Raw genomic sequence first — 21,862 nt, 5'->3', positions numbered from 1 at the left:
AATTAGGAGCGGAGGAAGAGGCCGGCGGCGCCAACCATCCCCGCATCGTTGCCCAGCGTAGCCGGTACGATTTGCATGCCTCTTTGCACCGGCTCCGGCGTCAATTTGGCGAATACGCTGCGGACTTCGTTAAACAGAATGTCGCCTGCTTTGGATACCCCTCCACCGACGATAAACAGTTCTGGATTCAGAACGACCGCAACCGCCGCCATCGATTTGCCCAGATAATAGGCTGCACGGTTCACGATACGGATCGCCGCCTCGTCACCGGCTTTAGCCGCATCAAAGACGTCCTTGGCCATAATGTTCTCCACATGCGACAGCGACGTCCGGTCCCCGCGTGCCACGGCATCCTTAGCCATACGGATAATGCCCGTAGCCGAAGAGACGGTCTCCAGGCAGCCCATTTGTCCGCAGCCGCAGCCGATCGCTTCCAGGTCCGGAACGACGGACATATGCCCAAGCTCGCCGGCCATCCCGGAGAACCCTTGATAAATTTTACCGTTCATGATGATGCCGCCGCCAACGCCAGTGCCCAGCGTGTAGCATACGCAGTTCTCGATTCCTTTGCCGGCTCCGCCCCAGGCTTCGCCCAGCGCCGCCACATTGGCATCGTTGTCTATTTTGATCGGCTTGCCCAGTCGCTGTTCCAAAATCTCACGAATCGGGAAATCCTTCAAACCTACATTCGGCGCCAAAATAATAATCCCCTCGCGGACATTCGTAAACCCAGCCACGCCAGCGCCTACCCCCGCGACCTGCTCCCAGGCGAACGGCGATTCTTCCACGACGCGCCGGACGTACTTCTCGATGTTCGCGACGATCGTATCCGCGCCCTTATCGACTTCGGTTGGGCCTTCATACGTATGAAGAAGTTGACCTTCTTCATTGCAAATGCCAACCTTGACTGCCGTACCGCCCAAGTCAACGCCAATGTAGATTTTTTCAGACATTTTCACAAGCCACCTTTTTCTTAAATAATAGATAATTTACGTGTCCATACGTGCAAAAAGGCCATTCTCTATCCATCACCACGCTGACCGCGCCATGACTGAAAACGCCTTCGCAAGTAGTTTACTCCTACGTACCAACTATAAGCGAACCCTTCGGTTCGGTCAAGAGAAGGGGGGAAACGGCAATCCCAGTAACGATAAGGGATTTTGCGTAAATGACGTAGATCACAGACAGGTGGATGCGACCCCAAAACCCACTAATTCCCTTTGACCTCGTCACCTCAACAATGCCCATAAAAAAACCGGCATTCGCAATACGAATGCCGGGGGTATGTCGCGTGCCGTGCGGATTTAGGATAGAATCCGTTTTTGCCCTTCCAACTCACGAATGGGAGCGATATTCTGCGTGAATTCTAGCGTTCCCAAATAACGGCCATCTTCGCTGCGAACGGCAAAATAGCGGATGTAAACGAATTTGTCCTTGATCGGAATCCAGAAATCCTCGGCATCCTTCCGCCCTGCTTTGAAATCCTCCAACAATTGGTTGACGACATGGACGCTTTGCGGCGGATGGCAATTTTGCACGGTTCGACCAATGACCGCCTTCGTCCGGGCAAATATCCGTTCCTTACCGTGAGAGAAATAACGGACGACATCGTTCTCGTCAATAAACGTCAAATCGACCGGGAGATGGTTCATCACCGCCTCCAGCTGCTCCATCGACAGAATGCCGGTTTCGAATTTGACGAAGCCCTGCGGGACTGCCGTCCCCTCTGGGGCGGTTCCCCCGGCTTCGGCCGCAGTTCCTCCCGATTCGCCGTCTGAAGGCTGAAGCGGCACACGCTCCGGAATCCATTCGTGCTCCGGTGCCGTCAAGCAGAAGCCAATTTGTTCGCTTTCCCTGGCGATGCTGACCCATTCGTCTTCCGTTAACTTCTCAAGGGCCATCGGCAGCAAAATATTCTCTTCTTTAAAGATCATTTCGTTGACTTCCTTAATGATCCGTTCGAGATCCAGGAGGATCGTCTCCTGATCTGCGCTGCCGTTCGCCAGCTTGCCCTTTGTTTCCTTAATCATCATGCGAATTCCGTCATCAATTCCCCACATCACCTTCGTCGGTCCGTAGACGCCGTACTTCTCCAAATACGGGAACAGCAGGTTTTCTTTGCGGCTGTAGTGCTTATCCAGGTCCAGAAGCAGGCTTAAATCCTCCAACAGCTTGAATACCAGCTCCTCGCCGGCTTCCCTCCGGTACTTGTCGAGATGCAGCCGCAGCTTGAAATTGACCAGTCGCTCGATCTCTCGGTTTTCCTGCTTAAAGGTGTGCACCGGATGGCCTGGCTGTTCCTCCGGCTTGGACGAGCGGTGAATATCTTCAATCGAGCCCTTAAATATCGCCGTATGGACCGAGCACAACCGCTGCACCTCCTCAACGGGGATGCCTTCCTCTTCCATCAGCGCATGCTCCATCGCGGAGATTTCCGATACGGTCACGTCGCCGACCGCCGCTTCAAACCGCGCCTTTACTTCGTCTACGCTCTTGCCCTGATGCAGCTCTTTAATGATTTCTTTCAGCAGTTGCTGACGCCGGTTCAGTTCCGGAGCGCCAAACTCCCGATTATTGATCAATTCACTCATGGTCCAGTCCCTCCTTATAGGGTTTAACTTCTGTCTCTTCCGACTCTCTCGCTGATAACCATTCTCAAGAACAAGGTAGCACAGGGAAAATCGCCGACTTGTGATTGCAATCACAAATATTCCGAGCGAATCATGGTTCCTCCCGTTTCTTTTTTCTCCGTCTTTTGCCAAAATAGAAGGAGGAGGAATGCCATCATGCCTATAACAAATTTGCTATATATTGAAGACGATCTCGAAATCGGCGAATGGGTCAGCACAAATTTGCAGGAGCGCGGTTACGCCGTTACCTGGCTGAAGAGCGGGGAACAAGCCGTGGAGAAGGCTGCCGAGTGCCAGCTGGTCATTCTCGATGTGATGCTTCCTGGCTTGGACGGCTTCACCATAGGAGGACGTTTAAAGCAGCAGTACCCTGAGCTTCCGGTGCTGATGCTGTCGGCCCGAACCTCAATCGACGACAAGCTGCAGGGGCTCAAATTCGCCGACGATTATTTGACGAAGCCGTTCCACCCCGACGAGCTGGCGGCCCGGATCGAGGTGCTGCTGCGCCGCAGCGGGGGTTCCACCGACCCGGAGCCGCTGCGCCTTAAACATTTGCTTGTGTATGAAAAAGAAAATCGGATCATCGATCAGAACACCGGCGAAGAAATCGTGTTGACCGGTAAACAGTTTCATATTTTTGCCTACCTGCTGCGCCATCTCGGGCAAATCCTGACCAAAGAGCAGATCTACGAAGCGGTATGGAATGAACCCTATCTGGACGGGGACAAAACCTTGATGGTCCATATCCGCCACCTGCGCGAGAAGCTGGAACGCGATCCCGCGAATCCCGAAGTCATTGAGACGATTCGCGGGATCGGGTATCGGGTGAGAGCATGAGATTCCGTCCGGTTCGCAAGTTCCGCAAATCGCTGCTCACGAGATACGTGTTGATCCTGGTAATCGCTTTTGTCTTCATCCCCGTTCTTATTCCGGTTAGTTTTTTCGCGTCTTGGAGTATCAATTTGCTGATGAATCCGGGACATTTATGGCAACAAACCAAACGCCCCTACGGGACGGGTATGGACATCGAGACCACTTGGCACCAGGCTGCCGCCGGGCTGAAAGGAGCTTCTGTCGAAACCATCGACGGGAAACTCAAGGAGCTGAAGAAGCGTTATCCCGACGCCGCGCTGTATTGGGTCGACACAGCCGGACAAACCCGTCTGCAGCTGCCGGAACAGGGAACGGTGCCGAAGCAGTGGTCCCTGGAAGACACCATCGCCTTCATGAAGCAACGCGTGGACGCCGACCCTTTTACGGTCGTCGCTTTCATTGGCGGGAACGAACGGGCCAAGCAGGGCTTCATGGTACTGGAGCTCCCGCGTAAATTTATGGTGATCCAAGATGTGGACCGGCAAAGCGACAGCCGTTTCTACGGCGTTTTTTTAGCGATTCTACTGGGGGCGTTCGTGCTGCTGTCCTATCTGTTCTTCAGCGATATTCGCAAACGGCTGCTGCGACTGGAGGCCGGCATGACCCGTCCGGGCCCCGATGGGCTTCCCTCTCTTATCCATGAAGGGCGACCGGACGAAATCGGCCGGTTGGAGCAAGCTTTTAACCACATGGTATTCGAACTGAAGGACAGCCGCCAGCGCGAAAGCGAGGAAGAAGAACTGCGCAAGAGCCTGATCAGCCATTTATCGCATGACCTGCGTACGCCGCTGACTGTGCTGGGGAGCCATTTGTATTCGCTCCGCCAAGAGTCATTAAGTGATCAGGGCCGGCAATCGCTGACTTTGATGGAGACCAAAATCAGCGATTTGTCCGGCCTGATGGACCATCTATTATCGTATAACCTGCTCTCCAGCGGGCGTTATGCCATGTCCTTGGAGCGGCTTGATGTTATGCGGCTGGTAAGGGAGAGTGCCGCCGCCTGGTATCCCGTTTGGGAGAAGGCCGGGATCACGGCCGATGTCGAGTTGCCGGAGCAGCCGCTCTACTGGAACATTGATGCCCAGGGCTTCCGCCGCGTGCTGGATAACCTGTTCCAGAACCTCGTACGGCATGCGGGTTCCGGACGTTATGCGGGGATTACAGTAGAGCCTCGTGGCGATGCTATAGCCCTCGTGATCGGGGACCGCGGCCCTGGGATGGAGTCCGCTTCAGCCGCTGTAGGAGCTGGGCTAGGCCTGCAGATCGTCGATCTGCTGCTGCGGGAAATGGGGCTTACCCGGGACACGGTATCCACGGATGAGGGAACGAAGATATATATTTTCCCCGTAGAGAAGCCGTAGTGGTTGAACGAGGATCAACAGGAAATACGACCAGGACGACGACTACGATGAGGATTACGATGATGGTGCCGATGATGGCGATGTTGGCGGGAGCGACTCCGGGGACTCGCGAAGCTCTAGTGACAGCAGCAGTGACTAAATTAGCAAGGGACTGTCCGCAGTCCCTTTTTTCGATCCCCCCGAAAATTAAACGAATCTTAAACTTCCTCTGTCTATGTCTTTAAACTCCGGACGATATGATCATTTCCGAGGTGATAGATCGTGAATGAAATGATCATTCAAACAGAAGGCTTAACGAAAAAATACCGTGGCCGCGCCGCGGTAGACCATTTAAACCTGGAGATCGCCAAAGGAGACATCTACGGGTTCCTGGGGCCTAATGGCGCTGGGAAAACAACGACGATCCGCATGCTGCTTGGCTTAATTCAGCCGACCTCTGGTTCGATCCACATTTTCGGCCGCGAGCTGCAACGAGACAAGCTGGCCATCCTGCGCCGCATCGGCTCGCTGGTCGAATCCCCGTCTTATTACGGCCATCTTAGCGCGATTGATAATCTGGAGGCGATTCGCCGCATTTTGCAGGTGCCGAAATCGCGGATCGACGAGGTGCTGGAGATCGTCTCGCTAACCAGCGAAGCACGCCGGCCCGTGAAGGGCTTCTCCCTCGGGATGAAGCAGCGTCTTGGCATCGCGGCATCGTTGCTCGGCAATCCCGAGCTGCTCATCCTGGACGAGCCGACCAATGGGCTGGATCCTTCCGGCATTCACGAGATTCGTGAATTAATCAAGAGCATGCCTCAGAAGTACGGCATCACCGTACTGGTATCCAGCCATCTGCTCGGCGAAATGGAACTGATGGCCAGTAAAGTGGGCATCATCCGCGAAGGCCGGATGGTGTTTCAGGATACAATCGACAATCTGCGGCTCCGATCTGCGCATGATATGGAACTCGTCGTATCGGAGCCGGACGAGGCGCTCTGGATCGCCCGCGATCTGGGCGCAGCCGGCAAGCTGCAGAACGGAACCCTCTCGTTTCCGGGCATGGCTGATGCCCAGGTGGCCCATCTGGTCAAACGATTGGTGGAAAATGGACATTCCGTTTATCGCGTTGAACAGAAGAAAAAATCGCTCGAGGACATCTTCATGCAGGTGATCGGGGAGGGGGCAGCGTTATGATGTTGCGCTCCCTATCCTCCGACTTCCTGAAGATTCGACGCAAAGGCATTTGGTTCTTGATTTTCCTGGCTCCGATCGGGCTGATCGTCATGCAGGCGCTCAATTATGGGCTGCGCTTTGACTGGATGATGAAGCAGCATGCGAGTGATCCATGGGGCGGATTATTAGAGAACATCTCGTTTTTTGTTCCCATTGCCCTTTATCTCGGATGCACGCTGATTAGCTCGCTGGTCGCCAATGTGGAGCATCAGGTGAGCTCTTTGAAGCAACTGCTCGCTCTGCCGATCTCCCGAACCGCGGTGTTCAGCGCCAAGTTCCTGCTGTGCTTCCTGTTGCTATGCGTATCGTGCGTGTTGTTATCAATCGCCACAGTGATTCTTGGGGTATCCTTCGGCTTCAAACCCGGCTCGATCCCTTTTCCGGATTTGGCACGCCTGGGATTTTATCCGCTGTTTGCCGTACTTCCGCTTCTGGCCTTGCAGCTCTGGCTTTCACTGGCTTATCGCAACCAAGCGCTTCCGGTGTCCCTCGGTGTGACCATTTCGATCATCTCGCCGTTTACGATGAATCTCTCGGAATGGTTCCCCCTGAACTGGCCCATGTTCGGGCTCTTCGGCCCGCACCGCGAATGGTTCGTGGCCGCTGGCTTAGCCGTTGGTGCCGTTATCCTCCTGATCGGGCTGGTTCACTTTAATCGAAAGGACGTGGATTAAGATGAGAACCTTCCTAAACGCCCTGGCCGCCGAACGCCTGAAAATGGCAAGATCTCGCGTATGGCTCGTCCTGTTAGCCAGCCCGGCCCTGTCCGCCCTGATCGGCGTCTTAGTTGATCTCCCGGACGGCTTGGATGCGAGCGCCTGGCCACTCTTGATCAGCGGCATGTCGATGTTGCACGGGCTGCTGTTCCTGCCGATTATGTCCGGCTTGTTCCCGTCGTTCCTGTGCCGCTACGAGCATACCGGCGGCGGATGGAAGCAGTTGCTCGTATTGCCTGTCTCGCGCAGCGCGGTGTACATGGCCAAATTCACCGTCGTCCTCGGGCTGCTGGCCATCTCACAGGTGCTATTCTTAGCCGCCTTGCTGATCGTGGCGCAGGTCCAGGGCATATCCGGCCCGGTACCATGGGGAATGATCGCCACAAGCCTCCTCGGCGGCCTGATTGCCTGCTTGCCGCTGGTCGCTTTGCAGATGGGCGTATCGCTGGTTTGGACCAGCTTTGCCGCCCCGCTCGCGGTCAATGTCTCGCTGACGATCCCGAATCTGTTGATCATCAATTCGTCCAAGATTGGCCCTTACTACCCATGGGCCCAGCCGCTACTGGCCATGATGCCGCGCGGTCAGGCGGATTACGGCGCCTTTAATCTGCCGTATGAGAGCCTGTTTATCACCGTTCTCGGCAGCTTCCTATTGTTCCTGGCAGCCGGCATGCTGTACTTCCGACGCAAAGCGGTGTAGGAACACACAACTACAAAAAGGCCTGTAGATTAGCCGGATGAGCCATTACTCATCCAAGCCAATCTAGAGGCCTCTATTTATAGGGGGGGTATTATGAAATGCTAAAACACCAGGTTATTCTTTGACGCCACCTAAAGCGACACCGGCAATAATGTACCGGGACAATAGGAAGTACACAATGAACAATGGTAACGCGGTCAACGCTAGCCCCATATAGATGGAACCATACTCCGTCTTATAAATATCACCGCGAAGTAAGCTTACCATGATCGGCATCGTATACTTACTCTTATCCGTCAGCAAAATGAGCGGCATAAACAGGTTGTTCCAGTTCGCTACGAAGGCAAAAATGGCCTGAGTTGCGATCGCCGGCATCATCAGTGGCAGAATGATTCGGTTAAACGTTTTGAATTCGCCGGAACCGTCTACGCGTGCTGCCTCGACGATCTCCAACGACAACGTAGCAAGCAAGTATTGACGCATGAAAAATACCACAGCCGGTGCTGCAATCGCTGGCAAAATCAGCGGAAGGAAGTTATTGGTCCAATGTAATTTATACATGAACTGATAAAAACCGATGGAGCTGGCTTGGGCTGGGATCAGCATCACGCACATAATAAAGGTAAAGAACGGTTGACGCAACTTCCAGTTATAAGCCACAAGACCATAAGCGGTCAGGGACGAGAAATACACCGTCAGGATGGTTGCAGCACCCGAGATCGTAAACGAGTTCACGAACCCTTGAATCGGGTCAAAGCTCTTGTCCAGCAGCACACGCAAGTTGTTCATCATATGAGATGAAGGAAGCAACGAGAGGCCGCTCTGGATTTCAGGAGTGGAACGTGTGGCGTTCACAAACATGATCCAGAAAGGAAGAATGCTGAGTAGAGCCAACAAGATACACACGATATAAATAATCGTCCGGTTCACTCTTAACGCGACGACACTACCCTCTTTAATTTTTTCCACGGCTTACACCTCCCCTTGAGCTGCACGATCAGCCTTTTTCTGCTGTTTCAGTGCTTTTTTCAATTTCGCCGCATCCCGATCACGCATCAGGTAGAACAAGACTGCGGACAAGAGGGCCGCGATCAAGAACAAGATCATACTTGCTGCTGCAGCTTTGTTGTACATGTAACTTCCCTTGAACGCTTGCGTGTAGATAAAGACGGAAGTCGTAAGTGTAGCATCACTAGGTCCACCTTGCAGGAACAATTGCGGAATATCAAACATCGTTAAACCGCCAATCATCGATGTAATCAATGTGTAGAGCAAGATGGTACGAAGACTTGGCAACGTGATGCGGAAGAAGGTTTGCCAACCGTTCGCGCCGTCAATTGCCGCGGACTCAAATAAAGCAGGATTTATGCCCATAACGCCTGCTACCAGAATGATCATGGTGTTCCCATACCACATCCAGAACTGGATGAATGCCACGATCCCCCGCGCCGTCGTCTTGTCCTGAAGGAAGAAGATCGGCGCATCGGACCAACCGAACATTTGGAATAGACTGTTCATTGGTCCCATTGGATAAGCGAACAGGGAGCTAAAAAGCACTGCAATCGTACTTGCAGTGATAATATTCGGCATATAGAGCAAGATCTTGAATGCACCTTGTCCTTTAATATTTAGGCGCTTGTTAGTGAACCAAGCGGTGAGCAAGAGTGCTAGGCCAATCTGTGGGACAAAGTTGATAGCCCATAGCAGCCCTGTATTAACGAGAGACTTCTTAAATGAAGCATTCTCAAGGATCAGATCTTTAAAGTTTTGAAAAGGGTTATCGAGAATTTCAAGCGGTTTTGGGATAATACCTTGCATATTCGTGAAACCGATGATTAGAGTGTACACAATGGGATACAGCGAGAAAACTAAAAAAATCAAAATAAAGGGTAAAGAAAAAATATACCCGTATCTCGAATAATTAACTCCTTTGTGACGCATGGCTCTCACCTCTTTTTAATGGATATAAAGGGGCGGGAAACACCCCGCCCCTTCGCATCTACCGCTTATAACTTCTTATTCGCTTTCGATGCCAAGTTGGTCTTTCACTTGTTGTTTGAAGGTTTTGATCGCATCGTCACGGGATTTGTTGCCTGCCGTGTAATCACGAACTTGATCGCGCCAGAGTTTGTTGATTGTTTCGTCGTATTGCGTCAAGTTCTTACCGGAAGCGTTCGCGTTAGCCGGTACGAAAATGTCAAACATGTTCTGGCCGCCGAGCAATGGAACTTCGCCATTCGATTTCGACATAACTACGGAGGAAGCTACGCTATCCTTCGTCCCTTGCTCGCCCTCTTTCATCGTGCCGTTAGCCCACAGATATTGGAGGCCCGTTTCGGAAGAGTCAAGCGTTACCCAATTGATAAAGTCTGCAACTGCTTTTTTCTTCGCTTCGTCTTTGGTTACATCTTTGTTAGCCAAGAGCCAAGTACCGCCCCAGAAGAAGCCTGTTGGTGGTTCAGTAACTGCCCAGTCACCATTCGTATCTTTTACATTGTCTTTCATTGTGTAGTTGATGAGCCAAGCAGGACCAAAGAAACCAAAGATCGGTTGAGGGCCGGTTCCGGACATATCCGCGAACCAAGCTTCTTGCCAGTCTTGTGTATCGTTATGGAAACCGTTGTCTTTCAACTTTTTGGAGAGATCAATGAACTCTTCACGTTTTGGATCGATATGAAGTTTGCCGTCTACAATCCAACCTTGTTCGGAACTGTTCTCGATCGCATGCCACATATCGCCGTCACCGGATACGATGCCGTAGCCTTTAGCTTTCAGCTTCTCAGCTGCCGAGAAGAACTTATCCCAACCAGGACCAACTTCAGCTTTGATTGCAGCTGGGTCGTCTGTTCCGAATACGTCCTTCGCAATCGAACGACGGTAGATGAACGCGCCGCCAGTTGCTTGGTAGCCAAGGCCTTTCAACGCGCCTTCTTTACTACCGATATCTACAGAGTATTGAGCGATGCCTGCGTCCTTAACCATTTGGTCAGTCAAGCCCAGGTCAGCGTAGTTTGCTGCATAACTGGAAGCATCACCTTGCGTATACTTCAGGACGAATGCTGCTTCAGCCGCATAGATGTCCGGAGCGTCTTTGCCGCCGCCGGCCAGAGCTTGGTCAAGCGCAGGCTGGTAAGCGCCATCAGTAGTAGCGATAACTGTGGTTTTGAATTCAACGTTTGCATCTGGATGCAGTTCCAAATATTTTGTTGTCATATTCGGAATTTCATCCGTAAAGCTCCACAGATTGATGGTAACCTTTTCACCCTTAGAACCTGTACCCGCGGAAGAATTCGATTCCGTCGGCGTATTCGTATTCGAGGACGATTCGTTCTTGGAGTTGTTGCCTCCGCAAGCCGTGAGGGCTGTCGTCATCACCAGCAATGCAGAGATCCCGATCAACAGGTGTTTCATGCGTTTCATGCGTTTCATGCTTTGCCTCCCCTTTTTGTTTTCTACTCGGTATTTTGTAACCGCATTCATATTTTAATACATCTTGCCCCTCTCCATAAGTAAGCGCTTATTGGGAAAAGTTCAACTATTTTTGGGTCTTGCCAGGAGGAAGCCTGTAACCGCTTAACCCCTTGTGACAATTGTCATCTTTAACTCATGACAATCCTTACTAACGAGGTTCGGAGCGTTCCATTATCCTAGAGTTAACCGATAAAAAACCAGAAATTGGAGGCGAAAATTAACGTGGAATCCATCATTGAAATGCACGACGTCAGCAAAAGTTTCAAAGATAAAAAGGCGGTCGATCACCTATCCTTCCGCATTCCCAAAGGCTCCATCACCGCGATTCTCGGTCCGAACGGAGCCGGGAAGACAACCGCGGTCTCGATGCTTCTCGGCTTGCTCGAACCTAGCGCCGGAACCGTAAAGCTGTTTGGTCAATCGCCTAAGGATCGAACGGTCCGGGAGCGGACCGGTGCCATGCTCCAAGAGGTCAGCGTCATGGACCGGCTTAAGGTGCGCGAGGTTCTCGAGCTGATCTCCAGCTACTACCCGAACCCGATGGAGCTGGCTGAGCTCGTCCGCCTGACCGGGCTCGGGGCTACCGATTTAAACCGGTATGCCGAGAAGTTGTCCGGCGGGCAAAAGCGTAGCCTCGGCTTCGCCCTCGCCTTGGCGGGCAACCCCGAGCTGGTGTTCTTCGACGAGCCGACTGTCGGGCTTGATATCACTGCCCGGCGGCGCTTCTGGGACAGCGTCCGTCAACTGGCCGAGCAAGGGAAGACGATCGTCTTCACGACGCATTACTTGCAGGAAGCTGACGATATCGCCGATCGGATCCTGTTGTTTAACCGGGGCAGCCTGGTTGCGGACGGCACGCCGGAAGCGATTAAATCGCGTATCGTCAAGCGTTCCGTTTCCTTCCTCACCGACGGCGACGGTACCGAACTGCGAAGCCAGCTTTTGGCGCTCTCCCCAGTCGCGGAGTGCTTCAACAAAGACGGCCGAATCCATGTGACGACGGACGACACGGATGCGGCGCTCGCTGCCTTGTTTACAGCCGGACTTCCCGTCCACGACATACGAATCGAACAGGGTCGTCTGGACGAAGCATTCGAGCAGCTTACGGCCAATCATGAAGAGGAGGCGGTCTAACGATGCGCACGATAACGATGCAATGCAAAGCGGAAATGCTACGGGTATTTCGCAATCCCTATTATGTTTTCTGGTCGCTGTTAATGCCGGTCATGTTCTATTTTATCTTTACTCGGGTTGTCAATACCGGAGCCGACAATCCGGGCGAGTGGCAAGCGCATTACCTGATGTCGATGACAACGTTCAGCGTCATGGGTTCGGCGATCATGACACTCGGCATCCGGCTGGTACAGGAGCGAACCCAAGGGTGGTCCACCTTCATGCGAGTCACGCCGCTCCCCGGGCCGGTATACTTCTTCGGCAAAATGTTCGGCCAAACGATGATGCATCTGTTTTCCGTCGTGTTTATTTTTATCGCAGGGTATTTGATTAACGGGGTATCGTTGCCTTGGCACCTGTGGATCTACAGCGGACTTTGGATTGTGGCGGCTTCGCTCCCTTTCCTCGCGTTGGGCACGCTGGTCGGTCTGATGAAACGCGTCGATACGGCGAGCGGTGTCAGTAACGTATTGTACCTCGCACTAGCTGTCACGGGCGGGATGTGGATGCCAATCGAAGTGCTGCCTAAAGCGATGCAGGCCATCGGCAAATGGCTACCCTCCTACCAGTTCGGCGGCGGTGCCTGGTCGATCGTTCAGGGCGTTGCACCGAGCTGGCGCAACGTGTTGATTTTGCTGGGCTACCTCTTCCTGTTTATGGTACTATCCACATATATCCGAAAAAAACAGGAAGCGGTGTAATTTCACATGAGGTTCGGCAAGTTCGAATTATTTCCGAAAAAATACGGCTGGTTTCCTTACATTTGGCCGATTTATCTCGCTCTTCCCATAGTTAATATTCGCGGAGAGGAAGGCGTCAAACTGTTTATCGGCTGTGCCATGATTGCCCTCTTTGCGGTGACATACCGCCAGTTATACTGGGCTACCGGTCAAACATTTAACTTATGGCTTGCGCTTCAATTAGGGCTGATTCTCGCGCTCTGCGCATTCTATAGTCCATACAATTTCTATCTGGGTTTCTTCACCTCGAACTTTATCGGCTGGTACACCGACCATAAGAAATTTAATATCGCGATATCTTGCTTTGCTGCAGTGGAATTGCTGTCGCTCCTGATTGGCTCCCGGGATCTGCTGGTTACTGACCTACCGTTCCTGGTGCCCTTTCTGCTCATCATGCTGGTGATGCCGTACGGCATCCGTTCCATGGCAAGACGGCAGCATCTGGAGCAGGAACTTGACCGGGCAAACGAACAAATCAAAGAGCTGATCAAGCGCGAGGAACGGATGCGGATCGCCCGCGATTTGCACGACACGTTGGGGCATACCTTGTCCCTGATCACGCTGAAGAGTCAGCTGGTCGAGAAGCTCGCAGGCAAAGACTCCGAGCGGGCCCAGGCCGAAGCGCGTGAAATCCAGCGAACTTCCCGAGCAGCTTTGCGTCAGGTGCGGGAGCTCGTCTCCGACATGAGGGCGATTACGGTTGCGGAGGCCCTGGCCGAAGCCGGCGAAATCTTGCGGGCGGCCGACATCGCCATTGACGTAGAGGGCGATCCGCGGCTAACCGGCGTGTCGGACTTGACGCAGAACATCGTCAGCCTCTGCATCAAAGAGGCGGTGACGAACATCGTCAAGCACAGCCGGGCTACGCGATGCTCCGTCACGGTCGAGATCGCCCCGGCCGAGGTGCGGCTCCAAATCGAGGACAACGGCATTGGGTTGGCCGCGCGGAACGCGGGCGATGGTGATGGCAACGGCGACGGGCCGTTCACGCCGCCGGGCGACAGCGTCGCGGGCAACGGCCTGAAGGGCATGGCCGAGCGGCTGTCGCTGATCGACGGCGCATTAACCGTTGGTCCAGGAGTCCCGGGGCGCTCGGACACTCCCGAATCCGGCTCCCGCCGGGGCACCCGGCTGCGGATCGCGATCCCGCTCATCGTGAAGGAAGCCAACAAAGAGGGGGAAACAGCATGATCCGCATCGTGATTGCCGAGGATCAACGCATGTTGCGGGGAGCGCTAGCCTCTCTGCTCGATCTGGAGGACGACCTTGAGGTCGTCGGCCAGGCCGGAGACGGGGCCGGGGCGCTGGCGCTTATCGAGACCCTGCGCCCGGATGTCTGCCTGATGGACATCGAAATGCCGTTGATGAGCGGACTCGAGGTTGCCGAGAAGCTGCAAGCTCAGGGATCGCCGTGCCGCGTGATCATTCTGACGACGTTTGCCCGGCCGGGTTACTTCGAGCGAGCTGTCAAGACCGGCGTTCAAGGTTATCTGCTCAAGGACGAGTCCAGCGATCGCCTGGCGGAAGCGATCCGCCGGGTGATGGCCGGACACCGCGAAGCTTCGCCGGAGCTTGTCTTCGGCAGCCTCCGCCGGGATAACCCCCTGACCGCTCGCGAGCAGGAGATCCTACGGCTGGCTGCCGAAGGCCGTACCGCTGGGGAAATTGCCGGATCCCTGCACTTGTCCTACGGCACCGTCCGCAATTATATTTCGGAAGTTTTGAACAAGCTGGAGGTCAAAACCCGTATTGAAGCGGTACGCCTCGCGGAGGAGAACGGCTGGATTTGAGCAGCTCGCTGGACACGAAGACACACAAAAGGACGCCGAAGATCGGCGTCCTTTTAAAGTTATATACGATTTTTCGCATACAATAGGGCGCAGACGACGAAAAGTCCGAAATATATTCGGTTTTTCATATAGATTCTAGGACTTCGTTTGGAGGTTGCCTAAATCTGTATGAAATTTCGTATACATTCCTTTGAAATCGCCGAAAACTCCCACATTGTAATCGATTTTTCGCATACATTCTGACCAGAACAACACAATCTGCTCTGCGCCCCTGTCCATTCACTCGCTCAACTCCCCGTCGGACCGCTCCAATCGTGCACCATGCTGCCCTCGAGGAATTTCTCGCAATCCATCGCCGCCATGCATCCAGACCCGGCCGCGGTGATCGCTTGGCGGTACCGCGTATCCTGCACGTCACCGCAGGCGAAGACTCCGGGTACATTCGTTTCCGTTGTTCCCGGCTTGACGACGATGTACCCGTGCTCATCCGTCGCGACCGCGCCGCCGAGGAACTTGGTGTTCGGGGTATGGCCAATCGCCACGAACACCCCGTCGGCTTCCAGCAGCTGTTCCTGATCGCCGGTATTGTTGCGTACTTTTAGGCCCTTCACCTTGCCGCCGTCTTCCGTCACCACTTCCAGGGGCGTGCGATTCAAGGCCCAGCGAATTTTCTCGTTGGCCTTGGCCCGATCCTGCATAATCTTCGAAGCGCGCAGCTCTCCCCGGCGATGCACGATCGTCACCTCCGTGGCGAATCGGGTCAAGAAGTTCGCTTCCTCCATCGCGGAGTCGCCGCCTCCGACAACGAGAAGCTTCTTGCCGCGGAAGAAGAATCCGTCACAAGTTGCGCAGGTGCTGACCCCCCGGCCAACGTTCTCCTGCTCGCCGGGAATCCCCAAATACCTAGCCGACGCTCCCGTCGACAAAATGACCGTTTCGGATTCCAGCCTCTCGCCGCCCTCTAATGTCACTTGAAACGGCCGTTTCGAAAAATCAACCGCCTCGACCCAACCGTTCCTAAACTCAGCGCCAAAGCGCTCCGCCTGCTTACGCATGTTGTCCATGAGCTCGGGCCCCATAATGCCTTCCGGAAAGCCTGGAAAGTTCTCCACTTCCGTCGTCGTGGTCAGTTGCCCGCCGGGCTCCAGGCCTTCGATCACCACCGGGCTCAAGCTCGCCCGCGCCAAATAAATCGCCGCCGTCAGTCCGGCCGGCCCCGTTCCAATCACCAACACTTTATGCATTCGTTCGTACCTCCTTGGTTCCTAGGAATTTGCTCGACCTCTCGATTCCTATGTAAATGGAATGCTCCATCAAATTTTCCCCAAGTTGGACCCGCTTTACCCGCAAACAAACTATTGGACCGACGGAAAAATCGCCTCGATCTTCTCTTTCACCCCACACACCTCATCCACACGTTGAACGTAACGGCGTGCCGTCGATGCCGAAATATTGTAATTCTGCGCTACCTGTTCGTAGGTGACCGCCAGGCCGTGCATTTTGGCCGTCAAATACTCGAGTGCCGCAGCCCAACCTTCCAAATGAGAAATCGTTGGCGTATCCGGATATAACCGGGTGAGAAAATCCGCCCACAACGTCTCCATATCATGCTGCTGTTGAAGATCGAAGCTCCGCTTCATCCGCTCCATCGCCAAATCCACGACCGCCTGCCATTCGTTCTGCCATACCGGTAGCTCTGTCGACACACGGCTGGGATCGACCATGGTCGTCGTCGCCCCGGTTCGAACGGGCAGCGGATTGCTTACGCCGAGATTCCGGAGCACGAACAGAGCCATTTCCTTCAGATAGGCATCTTCCTCCGGCTCCAGCAAAAAGCCTTGCAACGCTTCCTCGACTTCCCGATCAGCGATCAGGCCCAACGCCTGAATCACCTGAAGCTTTGTCTTCGCATCCCCGTGGCGTAGTGCCCAGAAGAACGAAGAGCGGATCAACGGATTCTCCTTCAACTCGGTTGGGATGCCTTGATCCGTGACCTCCCAGCGCTTCATTTGCTCCTCAAACGGCAGCAGGTACTGATAATTCACCGGAAACGGCCCCGCTTCGGGATGCTCACGCTCCTGGGCGAGACAGTTTAAATAATAGTCCGACACGCTCGAGCCGGGGTCCAGCCTTTTGGCCGCATTCCAAAGTTGTTCCGCTTCAGACCGCCGTCCGGTATAATAAGCTGCCACAGCCGCGTAGTGATAGAGGCTCGCTTCAAAGGACGCATCCTCCCCGCGCAGCAGCCGTCTGAAATGGCCAAAGGCCGCGTTGTGACGGCCCAAAATGCCCATCGTCGTCGCCAGCTTGAATACGTGCTCCTGGTGGAAGGGCACGATATTTTCCAATCGTCCGGCCAGCTCCTCCAGCGCCTCGTGGTTCCCTTCATGCTGGTAAAAAATCGCCAGATTACACAAACCATGCAAGTTCCCGGGGTCTTGTGCCAATACCTCCCCCACCGTATCCAACGCTTTGCGGAACAACCCTAGGTAGTAATACCCTAAGGCCAAGTTATTGCGGGCTGCTAAGAAATCAGTGTGGTTCCGCACCAACTCCTCCAGCATTTTGACGGCTTGCGAGAATTTTCCTTCTTCCAGTAACGCGCGAGCCTGATCATGCTCGTATACGCCATGCCGAGACTTGATACTTTTTAACTTCGTCGGCCGGTCCAGTTCGTATTGCAGCAGGTCGATCATCTCTTCGGCTTCGCTTAAAAACTGACCGCTCTCATCCTGCTCCAGATAACTGACGAGCGCCTCTTCGGCCGCTTCGAACATATCCATATTGGCGTAGTTGTTCGCCATGTAGAAATAACATTCCGTCATGGCTGGGTCAACCTCTTCCAAGACGGTCTGTAGCACCTCATTGGAAGCCTCGTAATCTCCCATTTCCGATAAAATCCCGGCCATATTGCAGTGATTCACCGGGTTGCTCGGTTCGTATTCCACGGCTTTTCGAAAATATTTCAATGCCTTGTCATAGCGATAGCGGTCCAACGAAGAGACAGCTCTCTCGAAGAAAAACCCCGCATCCATCGAGAAGGGCAGCACTTTTCCCCGTTTGGTTTTGGTTGGTCGCTTTTTTTCGTTCAAGCAAGGCACCTCCTTTGATTTCATTTCTGATAAGTCTACTTCCCGTACACTCAGGTAAACTCTCCATTCCACAGTATAACATAGGAGAAGCTGTCCTCCCACGGGGAATCCTGCCGGAAAATAACGGATGTGGCAAAGCGGGGGAGGAAAACCGCCTCTCACGGCCGAATAAATAAGATATTTGCAGAGAAAGGAGTTATTCCCATCATGGGGTTCGTCTGGGAGAACATGATCATTGCTGCATTAGCACTCGCTCTTGTGGTCTTTGCCGTCTGGTCCATATTCAGAAATATGCGACATCGAAAATAAAAACCGCCCTATATCTGCAATCATGAGAAGGAGGCCTTGTAAAACGATGGAAGCGAATAACCCCTCGTTTGCCACAATCGATGAATATATCGCCCAATTCCAGCCGGAGATTCAGGACCGACTGCAGCAAATCCGCAAGCTGGTTCGGGAGGTTGCGCCTGACGCGAAAGAGAAAATCAGCTACCAAATGCCGACGTTTGAAACGAATGGCAAAAATCTGGTGCATTTCGCGGCTTTTAAGAAGCATATCGGCTTTTACCCAACGCCTAGCGGTACGGAGGAATTTGCAGAGGAGTTGTCCATTTATAAGGGCGGCAAAGGGTCCGTACAGTTCCCCTTGAATCAGCCGCTGCCGCTGGACTTGATTCGCCGCATCGTTCTCTTCCGCGTGGCGGAAAACCAACGGATCGCGGAAGAGAAAGCCGCGAAGAAACGTTAGAACATAAAAAAAGCCGCCCCTAAGGCGGCTTTTACTCGAATCGTTTTAGACTAAATTCCTCGATCTTTGAACAAAGCGGCGATGGATCCGCCTTCCAGGATAAACTGCGTGGCCCGGGCCAGCATCGGCGCGACCGAGAGCACCTGTACATGGGGCGAATGCAGCTCCGGCTGTGCGATCGAATCGGTGACCACCACCTGGCGGATGTTCGGGTGCTGAAGCTTATCCAGAGCATTTTCGGAAAAGAGCCCATGCGTCGCGCACACGTAAGGGTCCGCCGCCCCCCGTTCTTTCAGGCTTTCCACAACGTTAACGATGGTGGTCCCGGTATCGATCAAATCTTCGATAATGATCGGCGTATGCCCGGCGACGTCGCCAATGACGTGCGTGATCACCGATTCGTTGTGCGTGGGGCGTTTCTTGATCATGATCGCGAACGGCGAATCCAGCCCATTGGCCAGCTTTTCGGCCATCGAAGCGCGTCCCGCATCCGGCGAGACGATCACGGGATTCGGGATCTGCTGGGCCTTCAGATAGTCGGTCATCAAGTCCAGCGCGGTCAAATGATCGACCGGGATGTTGAAGAAGCCTTGAATCGCCGGCGCGTGCAAATCGATCGTTACCACCCGGTTCGCCCCCGCCGTCGTCAGCACATCGGCGAGCAGCTTGGCCGAAATCGGCTCCCGCGGCGCAGACTTGCGTTCCTGCCGGGCGTAACCGTAATAGGGCATAATGATGTTGATCGTTCGAGCAGAGGCCCGTTTCGCCGCATCGATCATCACCAGAAGCTCAACGAACAGCTCATTGATCGGATGGGCTAACGACTGAACGAGAAACACATCGAAATTACGGATGCTCTCTTCATAATGCACATAAATTTCTCCGCTTTTGAATCGCGACAACTTCACTTTTCCGGGTTCGACACCTAACCGGCCGCAGATATCTGACACCAACTTCGGATTGGACGAACCGGAAAACACACGCATTTTGGCTTCCATAATATCCTCCCGAATCCTTATTTACGACTTCCCTCTTCCAGAGGAATCATCGTCCGCCGGCGTCCTTCAAAGGTCGCCAACTCCCGTACGCCCAGGTTATATAGCAGGGTACGTGCCTGATCCAGGTGTTCGCTCAGTTTCTGCGGATCATGGGCGTCCGACCCCACCGTCAGCGGAATCTTCATCTCGATCGCCGCCTGTAAAATCCGTTCACTCGGAAACATCTCCGCGCATGGTTTGGAGAGTCCTGAGGCGTTAAGCTCCATCGCGATCCCGGCCTTCTTAACGGCAGTCAAGGTTTTACGCTCCAGCTGGATCGTCTCTTGTTCCCGCTCCGGACCCGGTTTATAGCCAAAGCGCTTGATTACATCCAGGTGGCCGAGGAAGTCGTAGAACCCCGTCTGCGCGGCCTTCGTCACGGCATCATAATACCGCTCATACACTGCAAACACGTCCTGGCCTTCCCAGTTGTGAACCTGGCGGAAATCCGATACATCCCATTCCCCGAGAAAATGCACCGAACCGATCACATAATCCCACGGATAAGCCGTGATGATTCGCTCGATGCGCGCCTCCCAGCCTTCAATATAGTCGCCTTCCAGACCAACCCGAACATCGATTTGCCCGCGGTATTTCTCCTTCAGCCGAAACGCTTCTTCGACATAACGAGGCAACTCCTCCATCGGCATGGCCATTTCCGGATAATAGGTAGCCGGATCGACATGCAGCAGCGGCATATGGTCGGAGACGCCCAGCTGGGACAAACCGATATCGATCCCCCGGCGTACGTACTCCTCCAACGCGCCAACGGCATGTCCGCAGCGTTCATGATGCGTATGGTAATCGATCAACATCCGTTTATGCACCCCGCTCTAGTCGCGCCGCGGCCGTTCGTGACGCCGCTCCAGCTCCTGCATGATATCATCGAGCGGCAGGTTGCGTTCGCGCAGCAGCACCAGCAAGTGATAGATCAGATCGCTCACTTCGTAACGCAGCTCGTCGTTATCGCCGTTTTTGGCCGCGATGATCGACTCGGCGGTCTCTTCGCCGACTTTTTTGAGGATTTTATCGAGACCTTTCTCAAACAAATACGTGGTATACGCCCCTTCCGGACGTTCCGCGTAACGCTCGGCGATCAGCTGTTCCAGCTCTGCGAGCACCTTGAAGCGATCCTCGGCCCCGCCATTTAACCCAGTTGAAGCTGCCGCTATCTCAGCCTCAGCTGCCGTGCGATAGAAGCAAGTCGGCTCCCCGGTATGGCAAGCTGGCCCATTCGCAATCACCTCGACCAATAGCGTGTCTCCGTCACAGTCGTATTTCAAGGCCGTGATCCGCTGGGTGTTGCCGGAGGTCGCCCCTTTGTTCCACAGCTCAGCGCGCGACCGGCTCCAGAACCAGGTTAATCCGGTTTCCACCGATTTTCGCAGCGACTCGCGGTTCATGTAGGCTAGCATCAGCACGTCCTTGCTGCCCGCATCCTGCACAATCGCCGGAACCAGCCCGGACGCATCCCATTTCACCGCTTGCTCCAGTCCCTCTACAGATAGCGATAATTGCAGCGGTTGTTCATTTCCTACGGTCATCGTATTTCCACCCCTTTGGCTTTCAGCTCTTGTTTCAAATCCGGTATCGCAATTTCTTTATAATGAAAAATCGTCGCCGCCAGCGCCGCGTCTGCCTGTCCTTCGGTAAATACCTCGTAAAAATCGTTCGCCTTTCCGGCCCCCCCGGAGGCGATGACCGGGATCCCTACCGACCGGCTCACCGCGCTCGTCAGCGGCAAATCGAATCCGTCCTTGGTGCCGTCGGCGTCCATGCTCGTCAGCAAAATTTCCCCGGCTCCCCGCTTCTCGGCTTCTTGCACCCAAGCGAGGGCGCGGATCCCCGTCGGCTTGCGTCCGCCGTGGGTGTACACTTCCCACTCGCCCCACTCGGCGTTAAACTTGGCATCTACCGCCACCACGATACACTGGGAACCGAAGCGCCGTGCCCCATCCGAGATCAGCTCGGGATTCACCACCGCCGCCGTATTAATGCCGATCTTATCGGCTCCGGCGCGCAGCAGGCGCTTCATGTCATCGACTTGGGAGATCCCGCCGCCAACCGTAAACGGGATGGCAATTTCGCCTGCCGTTTGCTTCACGACCTCGACCATTGTAGCCCGTCCTTCGTGCGATGCGGAAATGTCCAGGAACACGAGCTCATCCGCTCCCTCCCGATCATACAACGCCGCCAGCTCTACAGGGTCGCCGGCATCACGCAGGTTCACAAAATTCACGCCTTTGACGACCCGCCCGTCCTTCACGTCCAGGCAGGGGATAATTCGCTTTGCGAGCATGCTGGTTCGACTTCCTT

21 protein-coding genes are annotated in these 21,862 nt (G+C 54.2%); 10 read left to right on the top strand and 11 right to left on the bottom strand.

Features of this window, described 5'->3' with window-relative positions; all coding sequences use genetic code 11:
• Positions 1-2: 2 nt before the first annotated feature.
• Positions 3-953 carry an ROK family glucokinase gene (locus tag KJS42_RS12620; protein ID WP_155606931.1) on the bottom strand — a complete coding sequence of 317 codons (951 nt, stop codon included), beginning with the start codon at positions 951-953 and terminating at the stop codon, positions 3-5.
• Between the two features lie 351 nt (positions 954-1,304).
• Positions 1,305-2,591, bottom strand: a complete 1,287-nt coding sequence (locus KJS42_RS12615) for a DUF438 domain-containing protein (RefSeq protein ID WP_213623044.1) — start codon at positions 2,589-2,591, stop codon at positions 1,305-1,307.
• Positions 2,592-2,786: 195 nt separating this feature from the next.
• Here KJS42_RS12615 and KJS42_RS12610 point away from each other — a divergent pair, with 195 nt between their 5' ends.
• From KJS42_RS12610 to KJS42_RS12590, 5 genes are all read left to right on the top strand, one after another.
• Complete coding sequence (locus KJS42_RS12610; protein WP_213623043.1) at positions 2,787-3,467, top strand: response regulator transcription factor; 681 nt, start codon at positions 2,787-2,789, stop codon at positions 3,465-3,467.
• Positions 3,464-4,864: a sensor histidine kinase gene (locus tag KJS42_RS12605; RefSeq protein WP_213623042.1), complete on the top strand. Its 1,401-nt coding sequence runs from the start codon at positions 3,464-3,466 to the stop codon at positions 4,862-4,864. The genes KJS42_RS12610 and KJS42_RS12605 overlap by 4 nt, the downstream gene beginning before the upstream one ends.
• Before the next feature lie 261 nt (positions 4,865-5,125).
• Positions 5,126-6,040, top strand: a complete 915-nt coding sequence (locus KJS42_RS12600; RefSeq protein ID WP_213623041.1) for an ABC transporter ATP-binding protein — start codon at positions 5,126-5,128, stop codon at positions 6,038-6,040.
• The gene (locus KJS42_RS12595) at positions 6,037-6,753 is read left to right on the top strand and encodes an ABC transporter permease (protein WP_213623040.1); all 717 of its coding nucleotides are present in this window, start codon (positions 6,037-6,039) and stop codon (positions 6,751-6,753) included. Before KJS42_RS12600 ends, KJS42_RS12595 begins: the two co-directional genes overlap by 4 nt.
• Before the next feature lies 1 nt (position 6,754).
• Entirely contained in the window at positions 6,755-7,495 is a 741-nt protein-coding gene (locus KJS42_RS12590) for an ABC transporter permease (protein ID WP_213623039.1), read from the top strand.
• Positions 7,496-7,609: 114 nt separating this feature from the next.
• On the opposite strand, the gene KJS42_RS12585 is transcribed toward KJS42_RS12590, so the two are convergent.
• The 3 genes from KJS42_RS12585 to KJS42_RS12575 all read right to left on the bottom strand — a co-directional run bounded on the left by KJS42_RS12585 (position 7,610) and on the right by KJS42_RS12575 (position 10,924).
• Entirely contained in the window at positions 7,610-8,464 is an 855-nt protein-coding gene (locus tag KJS42_RS12585; RefSeq protein ID WP_193417285.1) for a carbohydrate ABC transporter permease, read from the bottom strand.
• Positions 8,465-8,467: 3 nt separating this feature from the next.
• Positions 8,468-9,436: a carbohydrate ABC transporter permease gene (locus KJS42_RS12580; protein WP_193417286.1), complete on the bottom strand. Its 969-nt coding sequence runs from the start codon at positions 9,434-9,436 to the stop codon at positions 8,468-8,470.
• Between the two features lie 75 nt (positions 9,437-9,511).
• Complete coding sequence (locus tag KJS42_RS12575; protein ID WP_239483722.1) at positions 9,512-10,924, bottom strand: ABC transporter substrate-binding protein; 1,413 nt, start codon at positions 10,922-10,924, stop codon at positions 9,512-9,514.
• Positions 10,925-11,188: 264 nt separating this feature from the next.
• Between KJS42_RS12575 and KJS42_RS12570 the strand changes: the two genes are divergently transcribed.
• The 4 genes from KJS42_RS12570 to KJS42_RS12555 are packed head-to-tail and all read left to right on the top strand — an operon-like array spanning position 11,189 to position 14,669.
• Positions 11,189-12,100, top strand: coding sequence for an ABC transporter ATP-binding protein (locus tag KJS42_RS12570; protein ID WP_213623038.1), 912 nt, complete (start codon positions 11,189-11,191; stop codon positions 12,098-12,100).
• Positions 12,101-12,102: 2 nt separating this feature from the next.
• Entirely contained in the window at positions 12,103-12,840 is a 738-nt protein-coding gene (locus tag KJS42_RS12565; protein ID WP_213623037.1) for an ABC transporter permease, read from the top strand.
• Positions 12,841-12,846: 6 nt separating this feature from the next.
• Complete coding sequence (locus KJS42_RS12560) at positions 12,847-14,070, top strand: sensor histidine kinase (RefSeq protein ID WP_213623036.1); 1,224 nt, start codon at positions 12,847-12,849, stop codon at positions 14,068-14,070.
• Positions 14,067-14,669 carry a response regulator transcription factor gene (locus KJS42_RS12555; protein WP_155606920.1) on the top strand — a complete coding sequence of 201 codons (603 nt, stop codon included), beginning with the start codon at positions 14,067-14,069 and terminating at the stop codon, positions 14,667-14,669. The genes KJS42_RS12560 and KJS42_RS12555 overlap by 4 nt, the downstream gene beginning before the upstream one ends.
• A 287-nt stretch (positions 14,670-14,956) precedes the next feature.
• On the opposite strand, the gene trxB is transcribed toward KJS42_RS12555, so the two are convergent.
• Together trxB and KJS42_RS12545 are read right to left on the bottom strand one after the other, a co-directional pair.
• Positions 14,957-15,913: a thioredoxin-disulfide reductase gene (trxB, locus tag KJS42_RS12550; protein ID WP_155606919.1), complete on the bottom strand. Its 957-nt coding sequence runs from the start codon at positions 15,911-15,913 to the stop codon at positions 14,957-14,959.
• A 111-nt stretch (positions 15,914-16,024) separates the two neighbouring features.
• Entirely contained in the window at positions 16,025-17,761 is a 1,737-nt protein-coding gene (locus KJS42_RS12545; protein ID WP_213623035.1) for a tetratricopeptide repeat protein, read from the bottom strand.
• Between the two features lie 355 nt (positions 17,762-18,116).
• Here KJS42_RS12545 and KJS42_RS12540 point away from each other — a divergent pair, with 355 nt between their 5' ends.
• A complete protein-coding gene (locus KJS42_RS12540) occupies positions 18,117-18,509 on the top strand; it encodes an iron chaperone (protein ID WP_213623034.1) in 393 nt (130 codons plus the stop codon).
• Between the two features lie 50 nt (positions 18,510-18,559).
• On the opposite strand, the gene KJS42_RS12535 is transcribed toward KJS42_RS12540, so the two are convergent.
• From KJS42_RS12535 to hisF, 4 genes are read right to left on the bottom strand one after another with little or no spacing between them, the layout of a single operon-like run.
• The gene (locus tag KJS42_RS12535) at positions 18,560-19,507 is read right to left on the bottom strand and encodes a ribose-phosphate diphosphokinase (RefSeq protein WP_155606916.1); all 948 of its coding nucleotides are present in this window, start codon (positions 19,505-19,507) and stop codon (positions 18,560-18,562) included.
• Positions 19,508-19,524: 17 nt separating this feature from the next.
• The gene (gene hisJ / locus KJS42_RS12530) at positions 19,525-20,361 is read right to left on the bottom strand and encodes a histidinol-phosphatase HisJ (RefSeq protein ID WP_213623033.1); all 837 of its coding nucleotides are present in this window, start codon (positions 20,359-20,361) and stop codon (positions 19,525-19,527) included.
• 18 nt (positions 20,362-20,379) lie between these two features.
• Positions 20,380-21,090: a bifunctional phosphoribosyl-AMP cyclohydrolase/phosphoribosyl-ATP diphosphatase HisIE gene (hisIE, locus tag KJS42_RS12525; protein WP_193417294.1), complete on the bottom strand. Its 711-nt coding sequence runs from the start codon at positions 21,088-21,090 to the stop codon at positions 20,380-20,382.
• Positions 21,087-21,845: an imidazole glycerol phosphate synthase subunit HisF gene (gene hisF / locus KJS42_RS12520; protein ID WP_193417295.1), complete on the bottom strand. Its 759-nt coding sequence runs from the start codon at positions 21,843-21,845 to the stop codon at positions 21,087-21,089. The genes hisIE and hisF overlap by 4 nt, the downstream gene beginning before the upstream one ends.
• Positions 21,846-21,862: the final 17 nt, after the last annotated feature.

Origin of the sequence: Paenibacillus sp. J53TS2 (assembly GCF_018403305.1) — a bacterium.
Lineage (GTDB): Bacteria > Bacillota > Bacilli > Paenibacillales > Paenibacillaceae > Fontibacillus > Fontibacillus rhizolycopersici.
The sequence above is the reverse complement of the archived record's forward strand: the minus strand, read 5'-3'. Positions and strand labels throughout refer to the sequence as shown.